The sequence below is a fragment of the Saccharopolyspora taberi genome (assembly GCF_039534165.1).
In the GTDB taxonomy this organism is placed as follows: Bacteria; Actinomycetota; Actinomycetes; order Mycobacteriales; family Pseudonocardiaceae; genus Saccharopolyspora_D; species Saccharopolyspora_D taberi.
In genome coordinates this window covers 24,439-50,764 of record NZ_BAAAUX010000001.1, presented here as the reverse complement: position 1 = coordinate 50,764, position 26,326 = coordinate 24,439, and the positions used below count along the sequence as shown (strand labels likewise).

Annotated in this window: 39 protein-coding genes and 1 tRNA gene; all 40 read left to right on the top strand. The window is 69.5% G+C overall.

Annotated elements, in window-relative coordinates; translation table 11 throughout:
* The first annotated feature begins 5 nt into the window (after positions 1-5).
* The 40 genes from ABD691_RS00335 (at position 6) to ABD691_RS00140 (ending at position 26,307) form a co-directional block, all read left to right on the top strand.
* Positions 6-596, top strand: a complete 591-nt coding sequence (locus ABD691_RS00335) for a hypothetical protein (protein WP_344677257.1) — start codon at positions 6-8, stop codon at positions 594-596.
* Positions 593-814, top strand: coding sequence for a hypothetical protein (locus ABD691_RS00330; protein WP_344677256.1), 222 nt, complete (start codon positions 593-595; stop codon positions 812-814). Before ABD691_RS00335 ends, ABD691_RS00330 begins: the two co-directional genes overlap by 4 nt.
* Entirely contained in the window at positions 811-978 is a 168-nt protein-coding gene (locus tag ABD691_RS00325; protein WP_344677255.1) for a hypothetical protein, read from the top strand. Before ABD691_RS00330 ends, ABD691_RS00325 begins: the two co-directional genes overlap by 4 nt.
* A gap of 63 nt (positions 979-1,041) precedes the next feature.
* A complete protein-coding gene (locus ABD691_RS00320; protein ID WP_344677254.1) occupies positions 1,042-1,446 on the top strand; it encodes a hypothetical protein in 405 nt (134 codons plus the stop codon).
* 71 nt (positions 1,447-1,517) lie between these two features.
* Positions 1,518-2,027, top strand: coding sequence for a WhiB family transcriptional regulator (locus tag ABD691_RS00315; RefSeq protein ID WP_344677253.1), 510 nt, complete (start codon positions 1,518-1,520; stop codon positions 2,025-2,027).
* Positions 2,024-2,392, top strand: coding sequence for a hypothetical protein (locus tag ABD691_RS00310; RefSeq protein WP_344677252.1), 369 nt, complete (start codon positions 2,024-2,026; stop codon positions 2,390-2,392). Before ABD691_RS00315 ends, ABD691_RS00310 begins: the two co-directional genes overlap by 4 nt.
* Complete coding sequence (locus tag ABD691_RS00305; RefSeq protein WP_344677251.1) at positions 2,389-2,622, top strand: hypothetical protein; 234 nt, start codon at positions 2,389-2,391, stop codon at positions 2,620-2,622. The genes ABD691_RS00310 and ABD691_RS00305 overlap by 4 nt, the downstream gene beginning before the upstream one ends.
* Entirely contained in the window at positions 2,619-2,864 is a 246-nt protein-coding gene (locus tag ABD691_RS00300; RefSeq protein WP_344677250.1) for a hypothetical protein, read from the top strand. The genes ABD691_RS00305 and ABD691_RS00300 overlap by 4 nt, the downstream gene beginning before the upstream one ends.
* 21 nt (positions 2,865-2,885) lie before the next feature.
* On the top strand, positions 2,886-3,263 hold the full coding sequence (locus ABD691_RS00295) for a hypothetical protein (RefSeq protein WP_344677249.1): 378 nt from the start codon (positions 2,886-2,888) through the stop codon (positions 3,261-3,263).
* Positions 3,264-3,311: 48 nt separating this feature from the next.
* Positions 3,312-3,767, top strand: a complete 456-nt coding sequence (locus ABD691_RS00290; RefSeq protein WP_344677248.1) for a single-stranded DNA-binding protein — start codon at positions 3,312-3,314, stop codon at positions 3,765-3,767.
* 98 nt (positions 3,768-3,865) lie between these two features.
* On the top strand, positions 3,866-4,069 hold the full coding sequence (locus tag ABD691_RS00285; RefSeq protein WP_344677247.1) for a hypothetical protein: 204 nt from the start codon (positions 3,866-3,868) through the stop codon (positions 4,067-4,069).
* Complete coding sequence (locus ABD691_RS00280) at positions 4,066-4,365, top strand: hypothetical protein (protein ID WP_344677246.1); 300 nt, start codon at positions 4,066-4,068, stop codon at positions 4,363-4,365. The genes ABD691_RS00285 and ABD691_RS00280 overlap by 4 nt, the downstream gene beginning before the upstream one ends.
* Before the next feature lie 81 nt (positions 4,366-4,446).
* Positions 4,447-4,824 (top strand): RusA family crossover junction endodeoxyribonuclease, encoded by a 378-nt coding sequence (locus tag ABD691_RS00275; protein ID WP_344677245.1) that lies wholly within the window; start codon positions 4,447-4,449, stop codon positions 4,822-4,824.
* On the top strand, positions 4,821-5,102 hold the full coding sequence (locus ABD691_RS00270) for a hypothetical protein (protein WP_344677244.1): 282 nt from the start codon (positions 4,821-4,823) through the stop codon (positions 5,100-5,102). Before ABD691_RS00275 ends, ABD691_RS00270 begins: the two co-directional genes overlap by 4 nt.
* Complete coding sequence (locus ABD691_RS00265; protein WP_344677243.1) at positions 5,099-5,287, top strand: hypothetical protein; 189 nt, start codon at positions 5,099-5,101, stop codon at positions 5,285-5,287. The genes ABD691_RS00270 and ABD691_RS00265 overlap by 4 nt, the downstream gene beginning before the upstream one ends.
* Entirely contained in the window at positions 5,284-6,288 is a 1,005-nt protein-coding gene (locus ABD691_RS00260; protein ID WP_344677242.1) for a hypothetical protein, read from the top strand. Before ABD691_RS00265 ends, ABD691_RS00260 begins: the two co-directional genes overlap by 4 nt.
* A 95-nt stretch (positions 6,289-6,383) precedes the next feature.
* Entirely contained in the window at positions 6,384-6,974 is a 591-nt protein-coding gene (locus tag ABD691_RS00255; protein ID WP_344677241.1) for a hypothetical protein, read from the top strand.
* A gap of 493 nt (positions 6,975-7,467) precedes the next feature.
* Positions 7,468-7,561 (top strand) — tRNA-OTHER (locus tag ABD691_RS00250).
* 45 nt (positions 7,562-7,606) lie between these two features.
* Positions 7,607-8,116 (top strand): helix-turn-helix domain-containing protein, encoded by a 510-nt coding sequence (locus ABD691_RS00245; RefSeq protein WP_344677240.1) that lies wholly within the window; start codon positions 7,607-7,609, stop codon positions 8,114-8,116.
* Entirely contained in the window at positions 8,100-9,359 is a 1,260-nt protein-coding gene (locus ABD691_RS00240) for a PBSX family phage terminase large subunit (RefSeq protein WP_344677239.1), read from the top strand. Before ABD691_RS00245 ends, ABD691_RS00240 begins: the two co-directional genes overlap by 17 nt.
* A gap of 12 nt (positions 9,360-9,371) precedes the next feature.
* Positions 9,372-9,539 (top strand): hypothetical protein, encoded by a 168-nt coding sequence (locus ABD691_RS00235; RefSeq protein ID WP_344677238.1) that lies wholly within the window; start codon positions 9,372-9,374, stop codon positions 9,537-9,539.
* On the top strand, positions 9,536-11,065 hold the full coding sequence (locus ABD691_RS00230) for a phage portal protein (protein ID WP_344677237.1): 1,530 nt from the start codon (positions 9,536-9,538) through the stop codon (positions 11,063-11,065). Before ABD691_RS00235 ends, ABD691_RS00230 begins: the two co-directional genes overlap by 4 nt.
* Positions 11,066-11,083: 18 nt before the next feature.
* The gene (locus tag ABD691_RS00225; RefSeq protein WP_344677236.1) at positions 11,084-13,057 is read left to right on the top strand and encodes a phage minor capsid protein; all 1,974 of its coding nucleotides are present in this window, start codon (positions 11,084-11,086) and stop codon (positions 13,055-13,057) included.
* Positions 13,054-13,281, top strand: a complete 228-nt coding sequence (locus tag ABD691_RS00220; RefSeq protein WP_344677235.1) for a hypothetical protein — start codon at positions 13,054-13,056, stop codon at positions 13,279-13,281. The genes ABD691_RS00225 and ABD691_RS00220 overlap by 4 nt, the downstream gene beginning before the upstream one ends.
* A 103-nt stretch (positions 13,282-13,384) precedes the next feature.
* Entirely contained in the window at positions 13,385-14,161 is a 777-nt protein-coding gene (locus ABD691_RS00215; protein ID WP_344677234.1) for a hypothetical protein, read from the top strand.
* Between the two features lie 20 nt (positions 14,162-14,181).
* Positions 14,182-15,141: a major capsid protein gene (locus ABD691_RS00210; RefSeq protein WP_344677233.1), complete on the top strand. Its 960-nt coding sequence runs from the start codon at positions 14,182-14,184 to the stop codon at positions 15,139-15,141.
* A 75-nt stretch (positions 15,142-15,216) separates the two neighbouring features.
* Positions 15,217-15,510: a hypothetical protein gene (locus ABD691_RS00205; protein WP_344677232.1), complete on the top strand. Its 294-nt coding sequence runs from the start codon at positions 15,217-15,219 to the stop codon at positions 15,508-15,510.
* Positions 15,511-15,522: 12 nt separating this feature from the next.
* Positions 15,523-15,918: a head-tail connector protein gene (locus ABD691_RS00200; protein WP_344677231.1), complete on the top strand. Its 396-nt coding sequence runs from the start codon at positions 15,523-15,525 to the stop codon at positions 15,916-15,918.
* Positions 15,919-15,933: 15 nt separating this feature from the next.
* The gene (locus ABD691_RS00195; RefSeq protein ID WP_344677230.1) at positions 15,934-16,260 is read left to right on the top strand and encodes a hypothetical protein; all 327 of its coding nucleotides are present in this window, start codon (positions 15,934-15,936) and stop codon (positions 16,258-16,260) included.
* Positions 16,260-16,613 carry a hypothetical protein gene (locus ABD691_RS00190; RefSeq protein WP_344677229.1) on the top strand — a complete coding sequence of 118 codons (354 nt, stop codon included), beginning with the start codon at positions 16,260-16,262 and terminating at the stop codon, positions 16,611-16,613. The genes ABD691_RS00195 and ABD691_RS00190 overlap by 1 nt, the downstream gene beginning before the upstream one ends.
* Positions 16,610-17,044 carry a minor capsid protein gene (locus ABD691_RS00185; protein ID WP_344677228.1) on the top strand — a complete coding sequence of 145 codons (435 nt, stop codon included), beginning with the start codon at positions 16,610-16,612 and terminating at the stop codon, positions 17,042-17,044. The genes ABD691_RS00190 and ABD691_RS00185 overlap by 4 nt, the downstream gene beginning before the upstream one ends.
* 10 nt (positions 17,045-17,054) lie before the next feature.
* Positions 17,055-17,534, top strand: a complete 480-nt coding sequence (locus ABD691_RS00180) for a phage tail tube protein (RefSeq protein ID WP_344677227.1) — start codon at positions 17,055-17,057, stop codon at positions 17,532-17,534.
* Complete coding sequence (locus ABD691_RS00175) at positions 17,534-18,043, top strand: DUF7426 family protein (protein ID WP_344677226.1); 510 nt, start codon at positions 17,534-17,536, stop codon at positions 18,041-18,043. The genes ABD691_RS00180 and ABD691_RS00175 overlap by 1 nt, the downstream gene beginning before the upstream one ends.
* An 11-nt stretch (positions 18,044-18,054) precedes the next feature.
* Positions 18,055-18,228 (top strand): hypothetical protein, encoded by a 174-nt coding sequence (locus ABD691_RS00170; protein ID WP_344677225.1) that lies wholly within the window; start codon positions 18,055-18,057, stop codon positions 18,226-18,228.
* Positions 18,229-18,246: 18 nt separating this feature from the next.
* Positions 18,247-20,577: a phage tail protein gene (locus ABD691_RS00165; protein WP_344677224.1), complete on the top strand. Its 2,331-nt coding sequence runs from the start codon at positions 18,247-18,249 to the stop codon at positions 20,575-20,577.
* A 2-nt stretch (positions 20,578-20,579) separates the two neighbouring features.
* On the top strand, positions 20,580-21,422 hold the full coding sequence (locus ABD691_RS00160; RefSeq protein ID WP_344677223.1) for a hypothetical protein: 843 nt from the start codon (positions 20,580-20,582) through the stop codon (positions 21,420-21,422).
* Between the two features lie 2 nt (positions 21,423-21,424).
* A complete protein-coding gene (locus ABD691_RS00155) occupies positions 21,425-23,827 on the top strand; it encodes a hypothetical protein (RefSeq protein WP_344677222.1) in 2,403 nt (800 codons plus the stop codon).
* A gap of 3 nt (positions 23,828-23,830) precedes the next feature.
* Positions 23,831-25,153, top strand: a complete 1,323-nt coding sequence (locus tag ABD691_RS00150; RefSeq protein WP_344677221.1) for a phage tail fiber repeat family protein — start codon at positions 23,831-23,833, stop codon at positions 25,151-25,153.
* Between the two features lie 18 nt (positions 25,154-25,171).
* Positions 25,172-25,495 (top strand): hypothetical protein, encoded by a 324-nt coding sequence (locus ABD691_RS00145; RefSeq protein ID WP_344677220.1) that lies wholly within the window; start codon positions 25,172-25,174, stop codon positions 25,493-25,495.
* The gene (locus tag ABD691_RS00140) at positions 25,492-26,307 is read left to right on the top strand and encodes a hypothetical protein (RefSeq protein WP_344677219.1); all 816 of its coding nucleotides are present in this window, start codon (positions 25,492-25,494) and stop codon (positions 26,305-26,307) included. The genes ABD691_RS00145 and ABD691_RS00140 overlap by 4 nt, the downstream gene beginning before the upstream one ends.
* The last annotated feature ends 19 nt before the right edge of the window (positions 26,308-26,326 follow it).

Sequence of the window (26,326 nt, the reverse complement as noted above, 5' to 3'; positions counted from 1 at the left end):
GACCAGTGCCCGACCACTCCGGCGAGATTCCCGGACAGATCAGCATCGAAGAGGCCATCGCCGACGTCGAACGCTCCGTGCGCGCGCTCGGCGACGCCGTCCGGCAGAACGCGCCCGCCGAGCAGCCCGCGGCCGAGCAGCTGACCGAACAGCAGCTCGCCAACCGCGCCGCACTCGCGAACAGACTCCGCGACGCCGACAAGCACGCCCGCACCGTCCACCCCGGACAGTACGGCCGAAGCCTCGCCGTACTGCTGCGCTTCCTCTCGCACATCATCGACGACCCGACAAGGCCGCTCGGTCTCATGCCGCACCACGCGCAACACGTCGCCGACCACCTCACCGAGCAAGCCAGCGACGCGCACAGGGCTGACCTCTGCAAGGGCACCCTTGGCGGGTATCCGTTCTGGCACGACGAGGGCGGCAACACGGTTCGGATCGCACCCGAGCCCGACGGACTCGGCGTGAACTTCTGGGTGACCGAGTGCGGCAACGAAGACGGACCCCGGCTCGGCTGGGAAGAGATCCGCGACATCGGCCGCCACCTGGCCGAGCTCGACGCCCACCGCGCCACCACCGAAAGGAACGACCAGTGACCGGACCCGAGCACTATCGGAAGGCCGAGAAGTCGCTGAAGGCGGCCGAGCACGCCGAAGGCGGCAGCGACACCGAGCGCTACAACCTCGCCAAAGCCCAGGCTCACGCCGCGCTCGCACTCGCCGCCGCAACCGTCCTGCCGACCGTTACCCGCTTCATGGGCGACCGCGTGGCGGTCACCGAATGGGCACACGCCATCGACGGCGGCGACCAGTGACCGCCGACCGCATCGCCTACCGGCTGCACGGCGTGCCATGCGCCATCTGCGGACTACCCGGCGCGTTCGTCACCATCGGCGGACTCATCCACCACGCATCCGTCGTCGCCCTCCCGCCCTGCAAGGCCGACCCGCTCACCAGCAAGCCGACCCGCAAGCCGTAGCACTCATGCGAGCGAATCGCTAGCATGAGACCCCACAGGACAACCACCGAAAGGACCCGCGAAATGACCATCGCGACCCCCACCACCAACGTCAGTGACGACCTGCTCGCCACCTTCGACCGCATCACCGACGCCGGCAAAACACTGCCCCTCACCGAAATCAAGAAGCGCTTCGCCACGTCCGAGCACTTCCGCTACCGGGCACACCAGCTCTACCGCGACGTGATCACCCTGCCGCTCACCATCGGCATGGTCACCGGCGAACAGTCCGACGCCGTCAGCAAGATCGTGGCCGGACTCCGCGAAATGCACGGCGACGAGCTCGTGTTCGCCTTCTCCGGCCACGGCGACGAAGCCACCATGAACGTCCGCCTCTGGCGCGACGAAACCACCCTCCGCGCACTGTGGAACGAGTACGCCGAAGACGAGTACAAGACCACCGTTCTCAGCGGCAACCAGGCCGCTTGACCTCCCTGGTGGCGCGCACGAAAGCGACTCGCAGACGTGCGCGCCACCGCCGAGCAGGAAGAACCACCACAGTGACGACCACCACCGCACAGCGCTACGCCGCAAAACTCGCCGGCACCTGCGTCTACGGCCACGACATCACCGACGACGAAAACGTGTACTTCCGCCCGCTGAAGTCCGGCGGAGTCTCCCGCCAATGCCGCGAATGCCGCCGCCGCACACAGGCCACCGCAAACGACAAGGCACGCGAACGCGTCCGCGAAGAAGCGCAGCAGCCCGGCGTAACCCTCCTGTCCGGCGCCGACACCCGCGCAGCGACCGGCGATCACGACTGGCACGCCCACGCCGAATGCGACGGCGCCGACCTCGACGCGTTCTTTCTCCGCGACGACGAGCGCGGCATCCCCCAACGCGCCCGCGACGCCGCCGGCGACTACTGCAAGTGGTGCCCCGTCCGCCGCGAATGCGGCGACGACGCCACCGCCACCCGCTCACACGGCCTATGGGGAGGCGCCTGGCGCGACCGCCACCCCAAAGCCAACCGCTACCGCATCCGCAACCTGATCGGAGACGACCAGTGACCAACACCCGACCCGCACCACCCGGCCTGGCCATCGACACACCGCCCTGTCCACTGTGCGACCGATCCACAGACCCGACACCAGACGGCACGCTCGATTGCGAGAACTGCGGGTGCTTCTGGGACGCCAATAGGCCCGACGAGCCCGGCGAATGGTTCGAGCCTCACGTCCCAGCGTGCGGCGCCACCGCACAGCCCTACGCCGACAACCGGTACGCGAGCGCCGAAGTCCGCGCCCTGGTCTACACGTGCGTACTCGACACCGGCCACGACGGCGACCACCGCGGCACGGACGAAAACGACGGCGTCGAGAACTGGCGCCGGGAAGTCCTCACCGTCGAGCTCCCCGCAGGGGTGAACGCATGATCCACACCACCGTTCACACCGCCCGAAAAGCACACTGGTGCGACCAGTGCGGCCGACGCTGCATCAAACCCGGCGAACGCTACGTCAAAGGCAAAGTCTCGCCCGGCCACGACCTGATCAACGAAACCCCGCGGTGGATCACCTACCGCGAGTGCGACGAGTGCGCCAACCGCTACGGCCGCGGCCACCTCACCGCCACCGACAACACCCCGCCGGCGGTGACCCCGTGAGCACCTGCGAAGCCTGCCGCGAACCCATCATCGTCGCACTACTCGCCGGCAAAGCCACCCCGTTCGACCCCACCGACGAACCCACCGGCGACCACACCATCACCCGCCACCCCACCAAAGGCCACGCCATCGCCGTCAAACTCCGCCCCAACCAGAAACCCGGAGCACGACGAGCCGGCCAACGCCTCTACCAGCTGCACCGCCGCAGCTGCACCAAAGCACTCAGCAACCGCCGGCGCTGACCATTTCAGGAGGCCCCACCCGTGACCCCAGACGAGTACGTGCAGACCGTCCGCGACGAGATCGTGCGGCTGTCCATCCAGCACACCAGCGCAGACCAACTCGGCATGGCCATCACTTCGATACTCAACGCACACCGAGAGTTCCCCATCTACGACGAGTGCGACCACGAGCACGACCAGATCGACACACACGTTGCCGACATCGAGGACATCGGGCTGACCTGCAACAAGATCAAGAGCGCATGCTCCCTGTGCTGTACCGAAGACGGAGGAGGCGACTACCAGGACGAGCGCTGCGCCGATGCCCACACGTCCGACTGCTGGCCCTGTCAACCATGGTTGGACGCCGGCGACGCCCTCAGCATCCCCCGACCCGACACCCAACACCGCCGGCGCTGACCGGACGAGCCCGACACGCGCGTACGCGCGAGACAGGAGACACCCCCGATGGCCGGCGAAACCGTCATCACCGTGGTTGGCAACCTGACCGCCGATCCTGAACTTCGCTTCACCCCTTCCGGCGCGGCGGTCGCGAACTTCACCGTTGCGTCCACTCCGCGCACATTCGACAAGACCACGCAGGAATGGAAGGACGGCGAAGCCCTGTTCCTGCGCTGCTCAATCTGGCGGCAGGCCGCCGAGAACGTCGCCGAGTCGCTGACGCGCGGCATGCGCGTCGTCGTACAGGGTCGCTTGCGGCAACGCTCGTACGAGAAGGACGGCGAGAAGCGGACCGTCGTCGAAATGGAAGTCGACGAGATCGGCCCATCCCTGCGCTACGCGACCGCGAAGGTTGCGAAGGTCGACCGGCAGGGAGTTCCCGAGCGCGCCAGCAGCAGCGACGCATGGAGCACTGCGCCCGCTGGTTCCGGTGGCGGATTCGCCGACGAGCCCCCGTTCTGACATGCCTCACTGCCCGGCGGACACACCGCCGGGCAGTGGCACTCATGCGAGCGAATCGCTACTATCAGAGTCACAGGACGAACCGGAGGACCACCACCATGCCCACGTTCACGACGACCGTCCGCCTTGCACCGGAAGGCACCGACGAACACACCCGGCAGGTCGACCGCATGGCGCGCGCGATGTTCAACCGCAACCACCCCGGCCGCGACTACGACGCCGACGCCGGCGAAGCCGAACGCGAGTTGCACCGGCAGGACGCCCGCGTCGCCCTCGACGCACTCGCCGGCGGTGCCCGATGACCGGCACCCGCACCCCGATCGCCGAACTGCACAAGCTCGGTCTCACCTTCCACAAGACAACGCCGCTGCGACGCGCCGGACACACCACCGTGGAAGACGTCGCCGAGCTCGTCGCCGAACACCGCGCGACCCCCGACGGTTCGCGGCTGTCGACCGTTTCCGGCATGGGCACAGCCCGAATCACCGCAGTCTGCGACGCAATCGACCGCTGGAACGGGAGCGCCGAATACGCGCCACACCCCGACTGGCAGCAGTACATCGACGGCGGCGAGATCTACGCGGGCGACGAAGGATGACCGCCGGCCGGTTACCCGCACTGCACCGCCTGTCCAGATGGCTCGCCGCCTTACCCCGGCACCAACCCGAAAGGCCACCCCGTGACCGCGCCGACCACGTACCGGCTCGACCTGCCGTACCAGCGCCCACCGCTCACCGCGAACCAGCGCATGCACTGGGCGCGCAAGGCAAAGATCACCCGCGCCGTCCGGCACGCCGCCAAAGTGGCCGCCCGCAACATCCCCGCGCTCGGTCGGTGCACGGTCCGCCTCGTCTGGACCGTCACCGACCGGCGCCGCCGCGACGCTGACAACGCCGTACCCACGCTCAAAGCCTGCGCCGATGGCCTGGTCGATGCCGGAATCGTCGCCGACGACGTGCCCGCCCTCATGACAAAGCACATGCCCGAAATCGTGCTCGGCGACACCGCCGGCCTGGTGCTCATCGTCGAACCGCTCGCCCCGGAGGTGACCCCGTGACCGCGGCAGACAACCGCGTCGCCGTTGTCGTGTTCCTTACCGTTCACGACGGCGACGATTTGGCCGAACGCCAGATCACCGCCGACCGCGCCGTACACCAGGCACTCAGCGCGGCAGGCAGCCGCGACGGCGGGCGTCTAACCCTGCTCGCACGGTTCCCCGATGCCACCGAATCGGCCGTCACCGTGAACGGGCACATGGAGCTCGGCCGTGCCATGCGCAGCGGCTACGTCTGGGCGCACCCCACCGCCGACGCATACCCGCGGGAGACGTCGTGACCATCGCGCCGCAGCTCGATCGCCGCCGCCTGGCCGCCGGCGCCGCGAAGCCGAACACCGCCGACGAGCGGCGCCGTGCCGCCCTCTACGTCGCCGACCACGCGCACTCCGTCGCCGACTGCGCCGCACTGCTCGACGCGCTCGGCCTCACCCCGCACGACGCCCGACAGGAGACCCAGCAGTGACCACCACACCCGAACAGCGCGCCGACGCCCTCGACCGCGCCATGAGCGTGCTCGTGAAACACGGCGAAGTCACCGCCGCCGCGGCTGACGTGCTGCACGTCGCCGATTGGCTGCTCGGCGAACACCAGTCCGCGGCCGGGCCGAAGCCGTGCCCGTCCCGCGGTGGCTGGACAAACGAGCCGTGCGAGCTCGACGCCGGCCACGACGGACACCACGTGTCGACCGAATGCACCTGGCAGGACAACCCAACCCGTCGGGAAGCGCTCGCCGAGATGACCCGCGAGACCGCAGCGGACGGCACCGCCGACCGCATCACCGACTTCGTCAACACCCGGCCCATCGAAAACCCGGTCACCCGCGCCAACTACGACCGGATCAAAACCGCGCTCGACGAGCTACGCGACATCACCGGACAGCCCGACACCGCCACCCCCGCCGACGTCGTGGCCTACATCCGCGGCCACTTCGCCGAAGCCACCGAAGTCCTCGGCGACCGGGATTACTGGGCGCAGGAGGCGGGCGCGCTACAGCGGACCGTCGACAACTGGAAGGCGCGCACCGACAACGCCGAAGCGGCGAAGCGCGACCACGTGCGCATCCTCGCTGACGTTGTCGAAGCCGCAGGATGGACCCGCGGCACGGGGCAGACGCTCGCCAAGTTCGTCGGTGCCATGCGCGAGCGGGGCGAGACGGCAGAGCGGCTGCGTGAAGCGGCGGCAACGGGTACCGCCCAGCTCAGGGAACGGCTTACCGCGGCCGAAACCGAGCGCGACAAGCTCGACGACAAAGCCGACGAGCTCGACGCCCGCGTTGAAGTCCTGTCGGTGATGCTGCGCGGGATGGCTCGCCGAGTCGGTGCCCAGCGCAAGCGCATCGACAAGCACGGACAACGCAAGGCTGTCTTCCCCCGCGGCGCCCTCGAACCGCAGCCCATCGGCCCGGTCATGGCGCAAATCGCGCAGCGGGTCAACGCCTACAACAACCGCACCGACCGGAGGTAGCCGTGTTCGACCACGCCGCACAGCCGTGCACGATCGGCCGCTGCACCCGCCCGGCCGAGCTCGGCCGCTGGTGCTGCCCGCAGTGCGCCGAGCAGATGCGGGCACGGCTGCGCGACATTGAGCAGTACGCCGACGCCCTCGACGCCACGCCAGGTGTCGGGGGCGACAGCGGGCGCCGTTCCCCCGGCTACGGCTCGCGTCCGCCGGCCAACCTCGACGTGATCGCCGCTCGCGACCCGCGCAGCGTCGCGCACGCGGTCGGACCCGACGACATCGACGATGCCACGCGGTCGATTGTCGGCACGCTTGCCGCGCTCGCCCTGTGGGTGCGAGACGAACGCAAGCGGCTCGGTGAACCACCCGAAGCTGCCCGCAGCGGCGCGGCGACCATCGCCACCGAGTCGCGATATCTGCTCGGCCGCATCGACTGGTGCACCCGACAGGCGTGGGTCGATGACCTCGCCGACGACATCCGCGAACTGCACGGGCAGGCTCGTCGGCTCGCGGGTGAGGCACCGCCGCGGTCCCTTGCGCCGTGCGGTGGATGCGGCGGCCCGCTGTTCCCGATCGGCGACACCGGCACCGTCGCGGTCCGCTGTGGCGACTGCGGCGGAACCTACGATGGACTCACGCTGCTCACCTTCGGGCAGCGGCTCGCGTTCGAAGCGATGGGGGCCGCATCGTGACCGTGAGGGGGAAGTCATGGGCAAGTTCCGATCCCGTGCGCAGTGGCGGGCGATGCACGCCCGACACGGACACCGCGGATGGGTCAAACGCTGGTCACACCGCACCCGATGGCGCACCCTTCCGGTCCGTTCCCGTAAGCGCCGGAAGAGGTGAGCGCGTCGGGCGTCCGCCGCTCGTCCGCTACACCGGTACCGGCGCCCTGGTCGACCGGGCGACCCTGGCGAGGCTGACCGGCCGCAGCTTCAACACGATTCGTGCCATGTGCCCCGTCGCGAAGCGGGAAGGCATCCGGCCGCTCTACGACGCGCAGGTGTGCGCGGCGATCCTCGCAGATAAGGCCACGCGAAACCGTCAGCTCGTGCCAACTGGCACGGACTGACGCTTTGTGCTTAAATCACGTTTGTGCGGGCCGAAGTGTGTCCGCATCCGTCTGAAATCCTCGGTTCGAGTCGCGCCGGCGAGGCTTACTCTCGCTCACCCTCGCCGGCACCACGGTTGGTAGCTCAACGGCAGAGCACGACGACGGCGGCAGTGGCAACACCACCGCCCGGACGCGTAGATGCGGGTTCGAATCCCGTCCGACCGGCTCAACGCCCACCGGCGTACATCGCACATCGGGGGGTGACGCACTGTGGCGCGTCGCCTGACTCCCGTCACCGACACCGAGCGCGCGCGCGTGCGCGAGCTGCACGAGCAGGGCAAGACCCGCAACGACATCGCGAAACTCATGGGTCGCTCGCCCGGAACCGTGACCGTCATCGCGCGCGAGCTCGGACTATCGTTCGACCGATCGGCGACCGCCGCAGCAACCGAAGCCAAGCAGCGCGACAACCGCGCACGCCGCGCCGAGCTCGTCGACCGCCTCTACACCCGCGCTGAACGCGTACTCGAAACGCTCGAAGCCGACGAGTACCGGTTCACCGCCACCACCATCAACGGCATCGAAACCGAACGGCTCGGCCACGTTCCCGCGCAGGACGAGCGACACCTGTCGTCGTCGATATCAACGCACCTGACCACCGCGGCCAAGCTCGAAGCGATCGACGCTGACGGACAGGCCGAAGCCGCCCGCTCCATGCTCGGAAGCCTGGCCGAAGCGCTCGGCATCACCGCACCGGGTCACGATGACGGCGACGACTGATCTGCCGCTGTCGCCGAAGCAAATCGAGTCGCTGCGCGGATCGGCGGCACGCGTCAACATCTGGTCAGGCGCCATCCGGTCAGGCAAGACCATCGCGAGCCTGCTGCGGTGGCTGATCTACGTCAGCCAAGCACCCCGCGGCGGTCAGCTCGTCGTCGTCGGCCGCACCCGCGACAGTGCGGCCCGCAACGTCTTCGCCCCGCTGCAAGACCCGTCGCTGTTCGGTGCGCTCGCCGACCAGGTGCACTACACCGCCGGCGCGCTCAAAGCCACGATCCTTGGCCGCACCGTGTACGTGCTCGGCGCGTCCGACGCGAAAGCCGAAAAGGTGTTGCGCGGGTTGACGTGCGCCGGCGCGTACGTCGACGAAGTCACGGTGATCGACGAACAGTTTTTCGTGCAGCTGCTCGGCCGCATGTCCGTTCCGGGTGCGCAGCTGTTCGGCACCACCAACCCGGATTCGCCGGCGCATTGGCTCAAACGCCGGTACCTCGACCGGCTCGGACAGCTCGGCGACTGGCGCGGGTTCTTCTTTGCCCTCGACGACAACCCGGCGCTCCCCGCGGAGTACAAGGCCGCGATTCGCCGCGAGTACACCGGCCTGTGGTATCGGCGGTTCGTGCTCGGCGAGTGGGTCGCCGCAGAAGGCGCCGTGTATGACATGTGGAATCCCGACGAGCACGTGATCCCATGGGCCGAGCTGCCCGACATGCGGCGCGTGCTCGCGGTCGGTATCGACTACGGCACCACCAACGCCACCGCCGCGCTCATGCTCGGCGAAGGTGTCGACGAAACGCTGTACTTCCTCGACGAGTGGCGCCACGACCCCGCGCACGCGCAAGCACGGCTGACCGACGCGCAACTGTCGGCCGGCATCCGCGGATGGCTCGACGCCGAGCACCACCCCACCCAGGAAGGCATCCGACCACAGTGGGTGGTAGCCGACCCGGCCGCCGCGTCGTTCCGAGTGCAGCTGCACCAGGACGGCACGACCACGCAGGCCGCCGATAACGACGTCGCCTACGGCATCCGCACGGTGGCGACGCTGCTGGGCGCCCACAAGCTACGCGTCTCGGACCGCTGCAAGGGCTGGATCACCGAAGCGCCCGGCTATTCGTGGGATGACACCGCGACCGACAAGGGCGAAGACAAGCCCATCAAGACCGCGGATCACTCACTCGACGCCGGCCGCTACGCCATCGCCACGACCGAAGCCCTGTGGCGGCAAACCATCGACGTGTGAGGGGGTACCGCGATGCCCGACCGTGAACGGCCGACCGTGCCGATCTACATCAGCGCCGGCGACGGACCCCGCCACCGCATCGGCACTGTCACCGCCGATCCCCTGGCCACCCGCGAAGCTACGGCCGCGTTCCTGCGCGAAGTCGCCGACGAGCTCGAACGACAGGAGGACGAGCAGTGACCGCCTGGCCTCCCGCCCCGTTCGACGACGCCCAAACCCGCATGTCCGAGTGGAACGCCTGGTACACCGGCGATCCCGACGAGCTCGCCGCCACCTACAGCGGCGCGACCGTGCGCAACCGCCCATCGCAGTACCGCGGTGGACTCGTCGGCGCCGTCTCCCGGTTCTTCTGGGGCCGCCCGGCGCCGCTCACCCAGCGCCCCACCCGGTTGCACGTGCCGTTGGCCGCAGACATCGCCACCGCATCGGCTGATCTGCTGTTCGCCGAACCCCCGCGGCTGCTGCTCGACGACACCACGGCACAGCAGCGACTCGACGAGATCATGAACACCCCGGCCGCGCACTCCGCCCTGCTGGAATCCGCGGAGATCACCGCGGCGCTCGGCGGCGGATACCTGCGGGTCATCTGGGATCAGGATCTCGCCGAACACGCGATGCTCGACACCGTCGACGCCGATGCCGCGGTACCGGAGTGGCGCTACAAGCAGCTGTCCGCGGTCACGTTCTGGTCGATCGTGGCCGAAGACGGACAGCAGGTTTTGCGGCACCTCGAACGGCACGAGCCGGGCCGCATCGTGCACCAGCTCTACGACGGCACCGCCGAAGACCTCGGCCGCCCGATCCCGCTCACCGAGCACACCGCGACCGGATGGGCCGCCGAGCTCGTCGATGACAGCTCGGCGATCACCACCGGCACGCATCGGCTCACCGCCGCCTACGTGCCCAACATCCGCCCGTCCCGACAGTGGCGCGGCACACCCGACCTTGCGCCGCTCGGCCGGTCCGACTTCGACGGCATCGAAGGACTCTTCGACGCCCTCGACGAGACCTACAGCTCGTGGATGCGTGACATCCGGTTGGCGAAAGGCCGGCTGATCGTCCCGACGTCCTACCTGGACAACAACGGCCCCGGCCAGGGCGCGAGCTTCGACGACGAGCGCGAGCTATTCACCACGGTCAACACGCTCGGAGGGAAGGACGGCGGAACGCAGATCACCGCAAACCAGTTCGCCATCCGCGTGCAGGAACACCGCGACACCGCGGCCGAGCTCGTGCGCGCCGCGCTCCGCGCCGCCGGCTACAGCCCGGCGACGTTCGGCGACCAGGACGGCGGCGCCCCGGTGACCGCAACCGAAATCGCCGCGCGCGAACGCATCAGCGAGCGCACCCGCGACAAAAAGGCGCTCTACTGGGCGGCCGGACTGTCGCGGATCACCGCCGCGCTGCTCGACGTCGACCGCGCCGTGTTCAACGGACCCGGTAGCGGCGACCAGTTGCCGAAGGTCGAGTTTCCCGACCGGGCACAGCCCGACCCCGAAGCACTCGCGCGCACTGCGCAAGCCCTGTTCGCCGCAGAAGCCGCGTCCACGGAGGTTCGGGTGCGCATGGTCCACCCGGATTGGGACGAGCCGCAGGTGACCGCGGAGGTTCAGCGCATCCACGACGAGCAGGGCGCGAACGACCCCGACCCCGCCGCGTTCCTGAACAACGCCGCGGCCGGCGGCGAGCCGTTCGGCGAGCAGTAGCGATGGGTGGTGGGTGCGGTGGCGGCAGACCCCGACGAGCTCGACCGGATCGCCGCCACCGTCGCCCAGCTCTACCGCGAAGCCGAAACCGCGCTCGCCGTCCTGATGTCCCGGTACCTGCGCGGTGACCTTGACCGCGACATGCCGGCGCCCGCATGGGCCGAACGCAAGCTCGGCGCCGTCCGGGCACTTCGCCGCTCGGCACAAGCGATCCTCGCCGCGCTACAGGCCGATTCGTCGGAAGCGTTCCGCCACGCCGCGGCCGATGCGTTCCGCGCCGGATGGCGCTCGGCGCTCGACGAACTACCGCGCCGCTGGTTCCCGCGTTCCGGCCTGTCCGAGCAGGCACAGGCCGCAGCCGAAGAGATGCCCGGCTTCGCCGCCATGGAAGCGCTCGCCGCATCGGTTCACGCCGATGTCGGCGCCCGCTCGCGCAACGTGCTGCGCGACGTGCTCGACACCTACCGGGCCGTGATCACCGCAGCCACCGCCCGCATCCTCACCGGCACCCAAACCCGCCGCCAGGCCGCCCAATCCGCGTGGCAGCGGTTCGTAACCCGCGGTATCACGTCGTTCTACGACCGCGCCGGCCGACGCTGGAAGCTCGGTTCCTACGCCGAGATGGCCACCCGCACCGTGACCCAGCGGGCCGCGGTGCAGGGGCAGACGGATCGTCTGCGCGCGGCCGGTGTGTCGCTGGTGTACGTGTCCAACGCGCCGCAGGAATGCGGGCTGTGCCGCCCGTTCGAGGGCCGCGTGTTGCGGATCGACGACGGGCCGACCGGTGAAGTGCAGGTGCCGCACGCGCTCACCGACGAGCCGGTGACGGTCGAGATCGTCGACACGCTCGCCGGTGCACAGCTGCGGGGCCTGTTCCATCCGAACTGCCGGCACTCCGTCAGTGCCTACCTGCCTGGTGTGACGAAGCCACCGCCGCAGCCGACCGCCGACCCCGAAGGGGACAAGGCGCGGCAGCGGCAACGCGAGATAGAGCGCACGATCCGCAAGTACAAGTTGCGGGCCGTGGTTGCGCTCGACGACGACGCCCGCAAGGCCGCCAATCGCAGGGTTCGCGAGTGGCAAGGCATCCTTCGCGACCACTTGGCCGAACACCCGAAGCTGAAGCGGCTCCGCTACCGCGAGCAGCCCGGCGCCGGGAACATCGCGACCGACTCAACCCGCGCGACGGGCGTGGTTGCCGCACCGGCCGATACGACGTTCGAGGGTGTCGCGGTCCCGACAGCGCGCCGGCCACTCGACGACCAACCGCGCGAGGACCCGCAGACCGTGCGCGCCACGGACGATGTCGACCAGCTCGACCTACTCGACCAGCCCGCCGAGCCGTTGCCGGACTTCACGGCGATGTCCGATGACGAGCTCGCGGAAGCGCTCGGAACCTACGGTGACAACGACGACGCTGTTGAAGCGATCCTTGCCGAGCTCGATCGACGGCAGGAAGCCGCCGAGCAAGCCGAACAGGATGCCGAAGCGCGTCGGCAGCGTGACCGCGAACGCCGCGAGTCCCAGCGCATCGCCGAGCAAGAACGACAGCTCGCCGAATACGACCGTCTCGTTTCCGAGGGAATGTCCGAAGAGGACGCGTGGGCCGAAGCCACCGGCCAAAGCGTGGAACAGCAACGCCGCGAAGACGCCATCGCCCGGCTACGCGCAGACGGTTTCACCGGCCGCGGTTTCGACGAGCTCGCCCGCGCCGCGTACCGAAAGTACATCGACGAGCAGTACTGGCAGGCCGAAGCCGACACCAACGGCTACCTCCTGTCCAATGCGGGTGAAGCCGCCGGAGTTGACCCGCGCGAATTGTTCACCGGTCCCGCGGCACGTGCACGCAAATGGGCGAGCGATGAACTGCTCGAATGGTGGGAAGAACACGGTAGAATCACGTTCGACGAGTTCGCCGCGCAGTTGCTCGGCGACACCAACGCCGCACGTGATGCGGGATTCCGGACAGGTGGGGAGGACTGGTTGCGATGACCATCACCCGCGACCAGGTCCGCGCCGCCCGCGACGCCGGAACCGCAGCCGGAAACGCCAGGCGCCCGGCGCCGAATCCGTACTATGCGGCGCCGTTGAAGCCCTGGGAGCTCGCGCGCATGACCGACACGCAGCGCGCCGAGCATGACGCGCGGACCCGCGAACGTCGCGCGCTCGCCCACGTCTGGCAGCAGGCACGACGCCGCGCGATAGACGCGCACTAGCCACACTCCCGCTCCAATCGCCCACCCGGCCGGCATTGCCGCGCCGGGTGTTTGTCATGCCCGGCCAGGCGCCGGGCAATCACCGGTGACCCAGGAGGTTCCCGTGCACCACCTGCCCATCCATCCCGTGACCGGACTGCGCGCGCTCGGCTTCACCCGCCGCGGCCCGATCTGGCCCGTGCTCGGCGGTTCCACCGACAACGACCCGACCGGCGACAACGGCAACCAGGGCGGGCAGCCCGGCCAGCAGGACACCGGCCAGGGCAACGACAACGGCCAGAACGGCGGGACCGGCCAGCAGGGCGGACAGCCCGACAACACCGGCCAGCAGGGCGACGCCGCCGACGACCTCGCCAACCTCGAACCGGCCGCCCTGGCGAAGATGGTGCGCGACCTCCGCAAGGAGAACGCTTCCACGCGCACCAACGCCAAGCAGCAGGCCGCGACCGAAGCCGCCGAGACCGCCCGCACCGAGCTCGTGCAGCAGCTCGGTAAGGCGCTCGGCCTGATCGACGACGGCAGCAAGGCACCGACGGCCGACGAGCTCGCCCAGCAGCTCACCGCGCGAGACACCGAGCTTCGGTCTCTGCGCGTCGAGCGTGCCGCCGAAAAGGCCGCCCGCAAGCACACCGCCGACATCGATGCCCTTCTCGACTCCCGCTCGTTCGCCGCCGAGCTCGACAAGCTCGACCCGAACGGCGACAGCTTCGCCGCCGACATCGACAAGCTCGTGTCCGAGACGGTGAGGAACAACCCGAAGTACAAGGCCGCCGGCCAGGCGCCGGGCCGTTCCAGCTCCGAACACGCCGGCGGGTCCGGTGCCGGGAGCAAGCCGAAGTCACTCACTGACGCAGTGGCCGCCCGATACGGCCGCGCCTGACCCGCAAGGAGACAACAACCATGGCGATCACCCTCGCCGACGCTGCGAAGAACACCACCGATGCGGTCGACCTGACCGTGATCGACGAGTTCCGCAAGTCCAGCGCGATCCTCGACGCCCTGACGTTCGACCCGGCCGTGTCGCCGGCCGGCGGTGGGGCGACCCTCACCTATGCCTACACCCGGCACATCACCGAGCGCGGCGCCGCGTTCCGTGCCTACAACAGCGAGTACACCAAGGCGGACGCCAAGCGCGAGCGCTACAGCGTCGACCTGAACCCGTTGGGTGGCGCGTTCGAGGTCGACCGGGTGCTTGGCAACCTCGGCCCGGCCGCGTCCAATGAGGTCAGCTACCAGATCGGCCAGCTGATCAAGGCGACCCGCGCGAAGTTCGCGGACTCGTTCGTCAACGGGGACGAGGCGGTCGAGGCCAACGGGTTCGACGGCATCGACAAGGCCGTGACCGGCACCGTTACCGAGCGCACCGCGGTCACGTCGTGGGCTGACCTGTCCACCGAGGACGGGCGGCACGACGCACTCGACGAGCTCGACGAATGGCTGGACTCGCTCGACGGCACCCCGTCGATGATCCTCGGCAGTGACAAGGGCATCGCCCGCATCCGCAGCCTGGCGCGTCGCGCCGGTTACTACGACCGGTCCCCGAACGCGTTCGGTCAGGAGGTCGAGGCGTACCGGGGTATCCCGCTGATCAACCCGCGGGAGAAGGCCGGCAGCGCCGCGCCGATCATCGACACCGACGGCCCGACCGGCGTCACGTCGCTGTACGCGGTGCGGTTCGGCCTCGACGGCGTGCACGCCGTGTCCACCCCCGGCGCGCTGGTGAAGACGTGGCTCCCGGACTTCACCACCGCCGGCGCCGTCAAGACCGGTGAAGTGGAGATGGGGCCGGTGGGCGTCGTCGTCAAGCACACCCGTTCCGCGGGCGCGTTCCGCGTCGTCGTGCAGACCCCGACCCCCTGACCCGGTTCGGTAGTGGGCGAGCACACCCGCTCGTCCACTACCGCCCGTCTACCCCGGAGGTAGCCCGTGGCCCGCGTGAGCGCACCCACCCCGTACACCGGCACGGTCGTCGGCGTCGAGTTCGTCGACGGCACCGGAGAGACCAGCGACCCGGCGGCGCTTGCGTACTTCCGCCGGCACGATGCCTACAGCATCGACGGCGACGAGCAGCCCGCCGCGCCCGCGTCGGGACCGGTCGAGATGCCGAAGCCCAGCGCCCGAAAGTCCGACTGGCTCGACTACGCGGTGTCGCAGGGCATGTCCCGCGACGACGCCGAAAGCTTGACCCGTGACGATCTCGCGCGGTTCTTCACCGACGGCGAGGGCTGACCGGTGCCTCGCGTGTACGCCACCCGCGCCGAGCTCGTCGCCTACGCGCCGGCCGATGCGGTGATTCCCGACGAGCCGGAAGCGTCGCGGCTGCTCGCGCGCGCGTCCGAAGCGGTGGAAGAACTGACGTTCACCGCGATTTACGACACCGATGCCGACGGCATGCCGGTCGATCCCGAGGATGTCGCCGCGTTCCGTGATGCCACATGCGCGCAGGCCGTGCACTGGTTGGAAACCGGCGACGAGTCCGGGCAGGCCGGGCAGTGGGGCACCGTTTCCATCGGGTCGGTTTCCCTGTCCCGCAACGGTGCCGGCAATGCCGACGGTAGCGACGGGCGGACACCGGACACGGTCTCTCGGCCGCTGCGACTGGCCGGGCTGCTGCCCGGCTACATCGTTCACCGGTAGCCGAAAGGGGGCGCTGTGGCAGGCATTCCCCGCTTCCTGCTCGCGCAGGCCGGCAGCGATGTCGTGATCGAAGCCTATGAGGGCAGCGGAGCATACGGCGACATCTACGGCGACCCCGTCACCGTGCGGGCGGTGGTCGATGCGTCGCGGCGCCTGGTGCGCGACGACGCCGGCACCGAAGTAGTCAGCGAAACCACGCTCTACGCGCCGCTGTCCACCGTGGCGCCGGCGGGGTCACGGGTGACGCTGCCCGACGGCACGAGCTCAACCGTGATCACGGCGAAGCGCCGCGATGGCGGACGGCTTCCTGTCCCTTCTCACGTCGAGGTGGTGTTGACCTGATGGCGTTGACCGTCAAGACCGAATGGAACGGCGAGCGCGTCACAGGCCGCGCCCGTGCCGGCGCGCTGAAAGGGTTGGAGCTCGCGGCCGAACACGTGCTCGGCGTCTCCCGTCAGCTCGTACCGCTCGAAGAAGCCACCCTTGAACGTTCGGGGGTGGCCAGCGTCGACGAGTCCAGCATGAGCGCCGCCGTGTCCTACGACACCGTGTACGCGGCCCGGCAGCACGAAGAGTTGACGTGGCGGCACGACGCCGGTCGACAGGCCAAGTACCTCGAACAGCCCATGTCGACCGAAGCCGACACGGTGGCCGCGCTCGTACGGTCCAGCATCCGAAAGGCGCTGGGCTCATGAGCTGGACTCGCGACCTTTCGCACGGGCTCGCGGGCTACCTCGCCGAACACGGCGTCGGCACCTACCGGGCATCCGGCGTCTACACCGACACCGAAACCGGCATCGTTGTCGGCGCTGTTCCGGCCGCCCCGGCGCGGATCGTGGCGCTGACGCCGTACCGCGTGACCGTCGATGCCACGCAGGCCGATGACGTGCTCGGCGTGCAGGTACGGGCACGTTCGGCCGGGCAGGACCCGCGCGACGCGCTCGACCTGATCGACGCCGCGTTCGAGGCGCTGATCGGCGCCACACACCTCGACCTGTCCGGTGTGCGCGTGCACCTGGTCGAGTTCCTGAATTCCGCTCCGATGGGCCGAGACAGCAGCGGCCGATACGAGCACGTCAGCAACTACCGATTGACCGCCCATCACCCGACGGCCCACCGCCAGTAGGAGGCACATCATGGCCCTGCGCAGCATGCTCGCGAAGGACTGGACGCTCGAAGTCGAGGACCCCGTCACCCCGGACACGTGGGTGCCCGTCAAGGGGCTGACGAAGTTCGAAGAGTCCGGCGACGACAACACCGAGGACGACAGCGACTTTGACAGCGGCGGGTGGGGTTCCGACGTCGTGACCCAGCGGAAGTGGCAGATCGAGGCGGAGGGCAAGCGCAAGCGTGACGACGCCGCGCAGACCTACACCCCCGATCCCGGCCAGGAGTTGATCCGCAAGGCCGCCCGCAAGGTCGGGTTCGATGCTGCGATCTCTGTGCGCTGGTACCGGCGCGACGGTTCGCCGGATGCCTACCAGGGCACCGCGAACGTTACGGACTTCACCAAGGGCGGCGAGGTCACCGACCTGGAACCGTTCTCGTTCACTCTGGCCGGTCAGGGTGAGCCGGTCGAGATCGCCAACCCCGGCACCGCCGGCGGTGGCGCCTGATGGCTCTCCGCGACCTCGACGAATTCCTTGACCCCACGTTGTCACTGCCGATCCGGGGCAAGGTCTACACCGTCGATCCGCCGGACGCCGCGACTGGTCTTCGGTTGCAGCGGTTGTCCGATTGGATGATCGGCACCGCCGCCGCGGTTGAGACTGAGGTTGACGCGCCCGCGCCGACGGCCGAGCTTGTCGACGACGCCGCCGAGCTCGACATGTACCGGGCCGCGCTCGGCGGCGCCTACGACGACATGGTGGCCGATGGTCTGCCCTGGCCCACGCTGAAAGTCGCCGGCATGACGGCGTTTCTTCACTGGACCGTCGACCCCGAAACCGCAGAGGCGTACTGGTCGGCCGGTGGCCGCCCGGAACGTCCCGCGGGGAATCGGGCGCAGCGACGCACGGCCCGATCGACCCCGCAACCGGCATCGCCGAGTGGTACGCCCCCGGCGCGCAAGACGCCCGCGAAGGCGGGCACTCGTGGCGGGAAGTCCTCTCGCGCTGGGCGCTGATCGAAGCGGACTTGCACGAGTTCTACGGCATCGACGTCGATTCGGGCGTGTTGCGTACGCGCTCGTGGCGGTGGCTGCGCGCCCGAATCGTCGGCCTGCTCTCGTGCGAATCCCGGCTCGCTCGCGCCCTGACACCACCCGACACCGACGCCGAGAAAGCCGCCCGCAAGGCCGCTCGGCGATGACCGACAGGGGGTGATCCGGTGGCCCTCACCGTCGGCGAGCTCGTCGGATACCTGCGACTCGACACCACCCGGTGGGATCGGGCGCTCGCCCGCGCACGCAAGGGACTGCGGGACTTCGGCCCGCACGCGCTGAAAGCGTCCGAGTCGGTCGGCAAGGTCACGTCCGCATCGGTGACCGCGGCCGGCGCGCTCGGCCTGGTCGGCAACGCCGGCGTGGCCGCGGTCGGCGCCCTGGCGATGCTGCCCGGCGTGGCGGTCGCCGGCGGCGCGGCCATGGCCACGCTGAAAGTGGCAACGTCCGGTTTCGGCGAGGCCATGAAGAACCTTGGCGATCCGGAAGCGTTCGCCGAAGCACTCGCCGAGCTGTCCCCGAACGCGCAGGCCACCGCGAAAGCCGTGCGTGACCTGGTGCCGCAGTGGGACAAGCTGACCGACGCCGTGCAAGATGCGGCGTTCGCCGGTACCTCCGCCCAGGTGCGGGACCTCGGCGGGAAGTACATTCCCGTCCTGCGCGCCGGAATGACCGCGATTGCTACCGGGTTCAACCGGGCCGCGCTCGACGTGGGCGCGTTCCTCGGTGAAGCGCGGCAGGTGCGCACCGTCGAATCCATCATGGGTTCGTCGGCGGTCGCTACCGGCAATCTCGCGGCCACCGCCCGGCCGCTGATCTCCATCTTTCTCGACCTCTCCGAAGTCGGGTCGCGGCTGTTCGCCGAGATGACCGGCGGCGCCGGCGCGGCCACGCAACGGCTCGCCGACATGGTGGCCGCGGCCCGCGAATCCGGTGCCCTCGAACGGTTCATGCGCGGCGGCATCGAAGTGCTGCGGCAGCTGTGGACGGTCGCCCGCAACGTCGGAACCGTCCTGGTGAACATCTTCCGGGCAGCGTCCCCCAACGGCGAAGCGTTCCTTGCCACGCTGGTGCAGTTGACCGGGCAGATGGCCGCATGGTCGCAGTCCGCGCAGGGGCAAGAGCAGATCGCCGCCGTGTTCTCCCTGCTCGCGCAGGTGTCCGGCCATCTGGGAAGCATCCTTCCGCTCGTGGCGTCCGTAGTCGGCACCTTGGCATCGGCGTTCGCGTCGCTGCCCGCGCCCGTTCAGTCCGTGGTTGCCGGCGTGCTCGCGTGGATCACGGTTATCGGCCTGGTCGGCGCGCGCCTGGCGCCGCTGATCATGGGACTGACGACGCTCGGCGGGAAGTTCCTCACCGCCGCGACCACGCAGGGCACGGCGACCAACCGGATGCTCGCCGCGATGGGACGGTTCGCTGGGGCGGTGGCCGCGTGGATCGCCAACGCGGTTCGCATGGCGGTGACCACCGCTGTGCAGTTCGCGGTGATGGCGGCACGCTCGGTTGCGTCGCTGGTCGTGATGGCCGTGCAGGTCGGGGCGCAGTTCGCGGCGATGGCCGCGCGCGCGGTCGCGTCGATGGCGGTGACCGCCGCGCAGGTGGTTGCGCAGTGGGCAGTGATGGCGGCCGGCGCGATGGCGCGTGCGGTCGTGATGGCCGCGAGCTGGGTTGTTGCGATGGGGCCGATTGGGTGGGTGATCGCCGCCGTTGTCGGCCTGGTCGCGCTGATCGTGGCCAACTGGGACACCGTCGTTTCGTGGACGCAATCGGCCTGGTCGGCGGTGTCCGAGTGGGTGTCGACAGCGTGGCAGTGGTGCGTCGAAACCGTGCAGTCCGCGGGACGCTCGATCGTCGAATTTGTTACCAACGCATGGAATTCTGCCCGCGATGCCGTCCACAGTGGAGTATCGGCGGTCGTGAATTTCGTGCGTGGACTGCCAGGGTCGATCCTCGACGCGCTCGGCAACCTCGGCTCGCTGCTGGTCGATTCCGGCCGCGCGCTGCTGCAAGGGCTGTGGGACGGCATCTCGGGTGCGGTCGGCTGGCTGAAGGGCAAGGTGTCCGGCGTCCTGTCGTCGATCCGAAACCTGTTCCCGTTCAGCCCTGCGAAGGAAGGCCCGTTCTCCGGCTCCGGTTACACCACGTTTTCGGGTCGCGCGCTGATCACGGACTTTGCCTCGGCCATCGCCGCCGACGGCACAGCCGCGGTCGCCGCAGCGCACCGCGTCGCCGGCCAAGTCCGCTCGGCCCTGGCTCCCGGTGGGATCGGGCTCGGCGTCGGCGTGCCCGGCGTGGCCGCACCCGCCGGCCTCGCCTACAGCCCGCCGTCGACGCACACCACCAACAACCACGGCGACAGCGGCGAGTCGACGCGACCGATCCGGGTGGACGAGCTTCGCGATGCCCTGGCCGGCATGTCGATGGTGCTCGACGACACCGGCGGCCGTGTGCTTGCTCGTGTCGTCAACCGCGCGCAGGCAAGTAACCGCAGGAGGTAGCCGTGCCGTTGTACCTCGGCCCGTTGGGGCGCCTACGCCCGATGCGGGCGCCCCGCCAGGACTTCGAGGTAGAAGCGTCGCGACAGGGCGGCATGCACGTCGCCCTGTCCGGCGCGGTCACCGTCGACTATCTCGGTTCCCGCCGCAAGTTCCCCTTCGAATGGCGCTGGCTTTCGGATGTGGAGCGCGACTACCTCGAAGCCCTGCGGGACAGACACGTGCGCGGACCGCTGCGGTTCGTGCTTCCCGGATGGCGCTCGAACCGGCTCTCGCGCGCTGCTGCGAGCGTGGGCTACGGCGGACGGGACACCAGCGCCATCACCGTCACCGCCGGCAACCTGGCACCCGCCGCCGTGTGGCCCGACGACGCGCCACCCGCGGGTGACGCGCTCGCGTGGTCACTGTGGCCCGTCTCGGCCGCGCTACGTCTCGACCGCGACCACCCGGCGCCCATCCTTCCCGACGAGACCGTGACCGCATCGGCCTACGTGCAATCCACCCACGCCGTCACGGTGCGCCTGGTCGCCGATCTGCGGACCGCCACCGGCTACACCGCGGCGGTCACCGGCACCGATGTCGTGCTGACCGCCGGCGTGTGGTCGCGGCTCACCGTGACCGTGCCGCCGACCGCCGGCGTCATCGGCCTGTCGCCGTCGATCGTCCCGACCGCCACCCCCAACCCCAACGCCGTGCTCACGGTCGCCGCCGCGCAGGTCGAAGCCGGCACCGAAGCGACCGCATGGGCGCTGGGCGGTGGCGCCCCGGTCTGCTCCGTCGACTCCATGCCGGTCACCGCCGCCCGTCGCGGCCAGTCACACCCCACGCTCACCTTGCAGGAGGTCTAACCGTGCTCGCGCACACCCCGGCCGCCGCCGCGGCGATCACCGCCCGAGAACGGTACTTCCGGCCGCGGCTGCTCATCGACTGGAACCGCGACGGCGCGTTCGACCATGAGCTGTCTGACCTGTCGCGGTTCGTGCGCACCGGCGAGCGCGAGCACGCCCTATCGAGCACCGTCCCCGAAGAAATCATGCTCGTCGAAGGGGAAGCCGCCGCATCACTGCCGTTGACCCTGGCCGGCGAGCTCAACGGCGAACCGCTCGCCTACTGGTTCGCCGCCACCAACCCCGATGGCCCGTTCTTCGGGCAGCTGCCCGAAGGCACGCCGATGCGATTCGACATCGGCGTGTGGACCGATGCCGGATGGGAGGACTTCCGGCAGATCACCGGCATCGTCCGCGACATCACCGCCGACCGTGACACCGGCGAAGTCCACATCGAATGCCTCGATCACGTCGAGCTCACCCGCGGCCCGGTCAACCTCGCCCCGTCCGGCATCCTGCAACGCGCCTTGCAGCAGGGCGTAAAGCGTGGCGGGCTCACCGACTCGGCGGCGATCATCGACCTGTGCGCCCGCGCCGGCGGTTTCACGATGGGACCGCCGAAGCGGTGGGCGTGGTGGCAGGGGCAGGAGTCCGGCACCGCGTTCGGCCCCGTGCTGTCCGTGCCCTTCCACGGGTCCGTGATCCCCGAAGTGGGCACGCTGGACAACGACCAGACCTACCAGCGCACGGAGGAATGGGAGACCTCGGCCAACTCTGCGACGCGTGCGCGCGCGGAGGCATACCGCGACGGACCCCACGGCTACCTCGCGCACGAAGCATCGCCCGTGGGCGTCACGCCCGTGTACCACAAATACTGGGTCGACGAGCAAGACCGTGGCGTGGCGGGCACGATGCAAGCCACGTGGGTCATGGGCGCGTGGGTGCACTGGCCCGGTAACAACGTCAACGCCGACTCGGCGCCGATCACCCTGCAAATCCGCAAAAACCGGATGCAGATCGTCATCGAAAACAGCAACGGTGGTGTCGCGCCGCGCCTGATCGACCAGGCCGGCGGGGTCGGCACCGGCCCGTACCTGTTCATGGTCGCCGGGTGGAACTACGTAGAAGCGCGGTTCCTTCCCAACTCGTCAACGCAGATCACGATGCAGATGCGGGTCAACAGCACCGTATCGGCAGAGCAGATCCTTACCGGACGCAACGCGCCCAACCTCACGGACCCGTTGTCGGGGCTGGTCACCATCGATCACACCTACGCGGTGTCGGATGTCTACGTGGTGCAGGTGGCCGGCGCTACCTGGTTTGGCAACTTCAGCTATGACACCGCACCGGCGGGTACGGCAGTGATCAGCGCCGGCAACAACCGGCTCACGCACACGCTGCGGCAGACCGGCCGCGAAGCGTGGGCGCTGGCAAAGGAGATCGCCGCCGCCGAGTTCGGGTGCGTGTTCTTCGACGAGCAAGGGCGGTTCACGTTCTGGACGCTCGATGACGTGCTCGACCGACAGACCGGCGTCGTCCGGCGGTTCACCGTCGACGACTTCACCGGGCTACGGCTGCGCTCGACCGTCGACAGCATCCGCAACGTCTGGACCGTCACGACGACCAGCGGACGCGCGGTGTCGGGCATCGCCTACGACCTCGCATCCGACGGCGTGCCGCTCTACCGCGCCGCGTCCGGCGAGCTACTGCCGGTGGATTTCGTCGTCGCGGCAGGGACAGCGCTCGAAACATTCATCCCGACCGGCGATGCCATCATCGCCGTCGAGCCGTTCAACCTTCCCGTGATCCCCGAAAACGGGTTCTGGGACAGCGAAGTACCGTTCGCCGGCCGCAAGCCGTACACGGGCACGGACTACCGCGAGGGAACGACCGGCGACACCGAGCAGAAGTTCATCAGCCGCGACCTTGCCCGCCTCTGGGTGTGGAACGGCTGGGACGAGCCGATAGGCCACGTCGACCCCAACGGCGCGAGCCGATTCCGCATTCAGGGCACCGTCGTGGCCGAAGACGCCGCGAAAACCTGGACCGTCCGCAACACGGAATCCATCGCCCTGGCCGGCGAGCGCGTCATCGAACTGACCGGCAACACCTGGCAGCAAGACGAATGGGTCATGCGGGTCTTGCTCGAACGGCTCGTCGCCCGGCTCGGCCGCCCCATTCCCGTGTCGGACACGATCACCGTGCCCGGCGATCCGCGGGTGCAGATCGGCGACACCATCGAAGTCGCCGACGCCGCCGGATTCGGCCCGCGAATCTGGCTGCAAATCTACGGAATCCGCCGCGTCTTCGACGCCGATGCCGGCCTCACCGACACCTACACCGTCGAAATGATCCAACCCCCTGGCGCGTCGAAGTGGGACGGCACCACGCCGGCGGATCGCTGGGACTACGGCTATTGGAGCTGACCCGTGACCATTCCGTACGTGCCCGCAGGCGGCAACCTCGAATCCGCCGCGCAAAACGCCCTGATCGACCAGTCCAACGGCTACGGCCCGTTGCTCGACGCGCACGGGAACCGGCTCGACGATCTCGAATCCGCGCCACCGCCGGCGCTGGACGATCTGACCGACGTCACGATCACCACGCCGGCGACCGGTCAGGCCGTGATCCGCAACGCGTCCGGGTGGGTCAACGGCTTGCCGACGCCGGCGAGCCACACGCACGCGCAGTCCGACATCACCGGCCTGTCGTCGACGCTCGCGGGCAAGGCCAACGCCACGCACACGCACGCACAGTCCGACGTGACCGGCCTGTCCACCGCGCTCGCAGGCAAGGCGGACACCACGACCACCGACGCGCTCGATACCCGAATCGACACGTTGGAGACCGCGCCGGCGCCCGCGCTCGGCGACCTTCCCGACGTCGACACCACGGGTGCAATCTCCGGGCAGGTGCTCAAATACACCGGCACCGGATGGGCGCCGGGCACCGACAACACCGGCGGCGGCGAAGGTGGCGGCGCGACCACGCTGGACGAGCTGACCGACGTCACCACGACCGGCGCCACCACAGGACAGGTGCTCACCTACTCCGGCGGCACCTGGTCGCCGACCACGCCGACCCCGGCCGCACACACCCACGCCATCAGCGACGTGACCGGCCTACAGGCCGCACTCGACGCGAAGGCCACCACGAGCAGCGTCACCACCCTGTCGGGGCGGGTCACCACCCTCGAAACCGCCGCGACGAACCTGGTTCCCACCACGGCCAGTGATACCGCGCTCTACGGCGACGTGATCAGCTCGCACCAGAGATCCGACTGCCAATGGGGCGAATCTGTGTCCAACGGGTTCATGACCGCGGTCGCCACCCGCAGTACCAAGACGTTCACCGCGAGCGAAATGCGGTTCTGCGTCACCTCTGCCGCTGCCGGCGGTACGGGCACGTTCGACGTCAAGGTCTACACCGGAAGCTCGCTTGCGGCACTGACCGAGCGGGTGTTCCGCTTCGGCGTCGAGCACGTCAACGCCACCGGCGTCCGGCACATCAGCATCGGCAGCCTGGCGATCACCGAAGGCCAGTACGTGGCGCTGTGCCTGATCGTCACGGGCTGGACCACATCGCCGCGGCTGTCCTCGACGCCGACCGGCACCGGTGCCCAGCTGCTCATCGGCGAACAGCCGTACTCGGTGTACCAGGGCGGCCAGACCTACCCGCCGCCGGCGTCACTGAACATGACGTCGGGCGTGTGGACCCGCGCAAATCAACTGTTCTGGTTCGCCCTCGCCTGATCACGAAAGGGGGCGCGCGTGGACGTCGCCGGAATCCTGGCCACCGTCGCACCACAGGCCGGTATCGGCGGCGTCCTGCTCGCCCTCCTGTTCTTCGTCATGCGGCACGCGAGCAGCGACCGCACCGACTACCGGCAGGCACTCGCCGACGCCGAAGCGCGGCACGCCGCCGAGCTCGACCGGATCAACACCGCGCATGACGCCGAGCTCGCCGAACTTCGCGAACGACTCGACGCGCAAGAGCGCCGCACCGACGAGCTCGCGCAGAAGCTCGACGACGAACGCCGCGCCCGCTGGCACGCGGAGGACGCCGCGGCGCAGGCACGACGGGGGAACGCATGACTCGACCGAAGTGGATGACCTGGGCGCGGGCACGCGTCGCCGTGCTCGTGCTGCTCGTCTGCTGGGTCGGGTGGCTCACCCTGACGCTCGGCGCCCGCACACAGCAGGCCGAGCAGCAGACCGGGCGCGCCGCATCCGCAGAACGCACCCTTGACCAGCTCGCCGACGACGTGGCCCGCGTGTGCGCGCAGGGTGGCGACGCCGCGGCCCGGCTCGGCGCCGCGTGCCTGTCGGCCGACAGGATCGCCCAACAGCCCAACCCGCCCGCCGTGCCTCGCGGCATCGCCTCGACAAGCATCGACAACGGGCACCTGGTCGTCACCTACACCGACGGCACCCGACGGGACCTCGGACCGGTCACCGGCCGCGACGGCGCCACCGGCCGCAGCATCACCGCCACCACCGTGCAAGGCGTTGATCTGCTGGTCATCTACTCCGACGGCACCCGCGACACCGTAGGCCGCATCGTCGGCCCCGCCGGTCCGCAAGGCGAACCCGGCACCGACGGGCAAGACGGCACCGACGGCCGCGGTGTGGCCGCGGTCGACACCACCGGCGGCCGGCTGCTGGTGACCTATTCCGACGGCAGCACAGCGGACGTCGGGCCGCTGCCGCCCGGCCCGCCCGGCGAGCCTGGCCCGCAAGGCGAGAAGGGCGAGAAGGGCGACCGCGGCGAACCCGGCCCGGATTGCCCCGCGGGATACGAGCTGCGCCCCGTGCTGCTGCTCTCGCCCAGCGGCACCACGTACGACGGCGTCGGCTGCGTCGAACCCGGCTCCACTTCCCCAACCACCCCCGACGAACCGAGGTAACCCCTATGGCTCTCCCCCT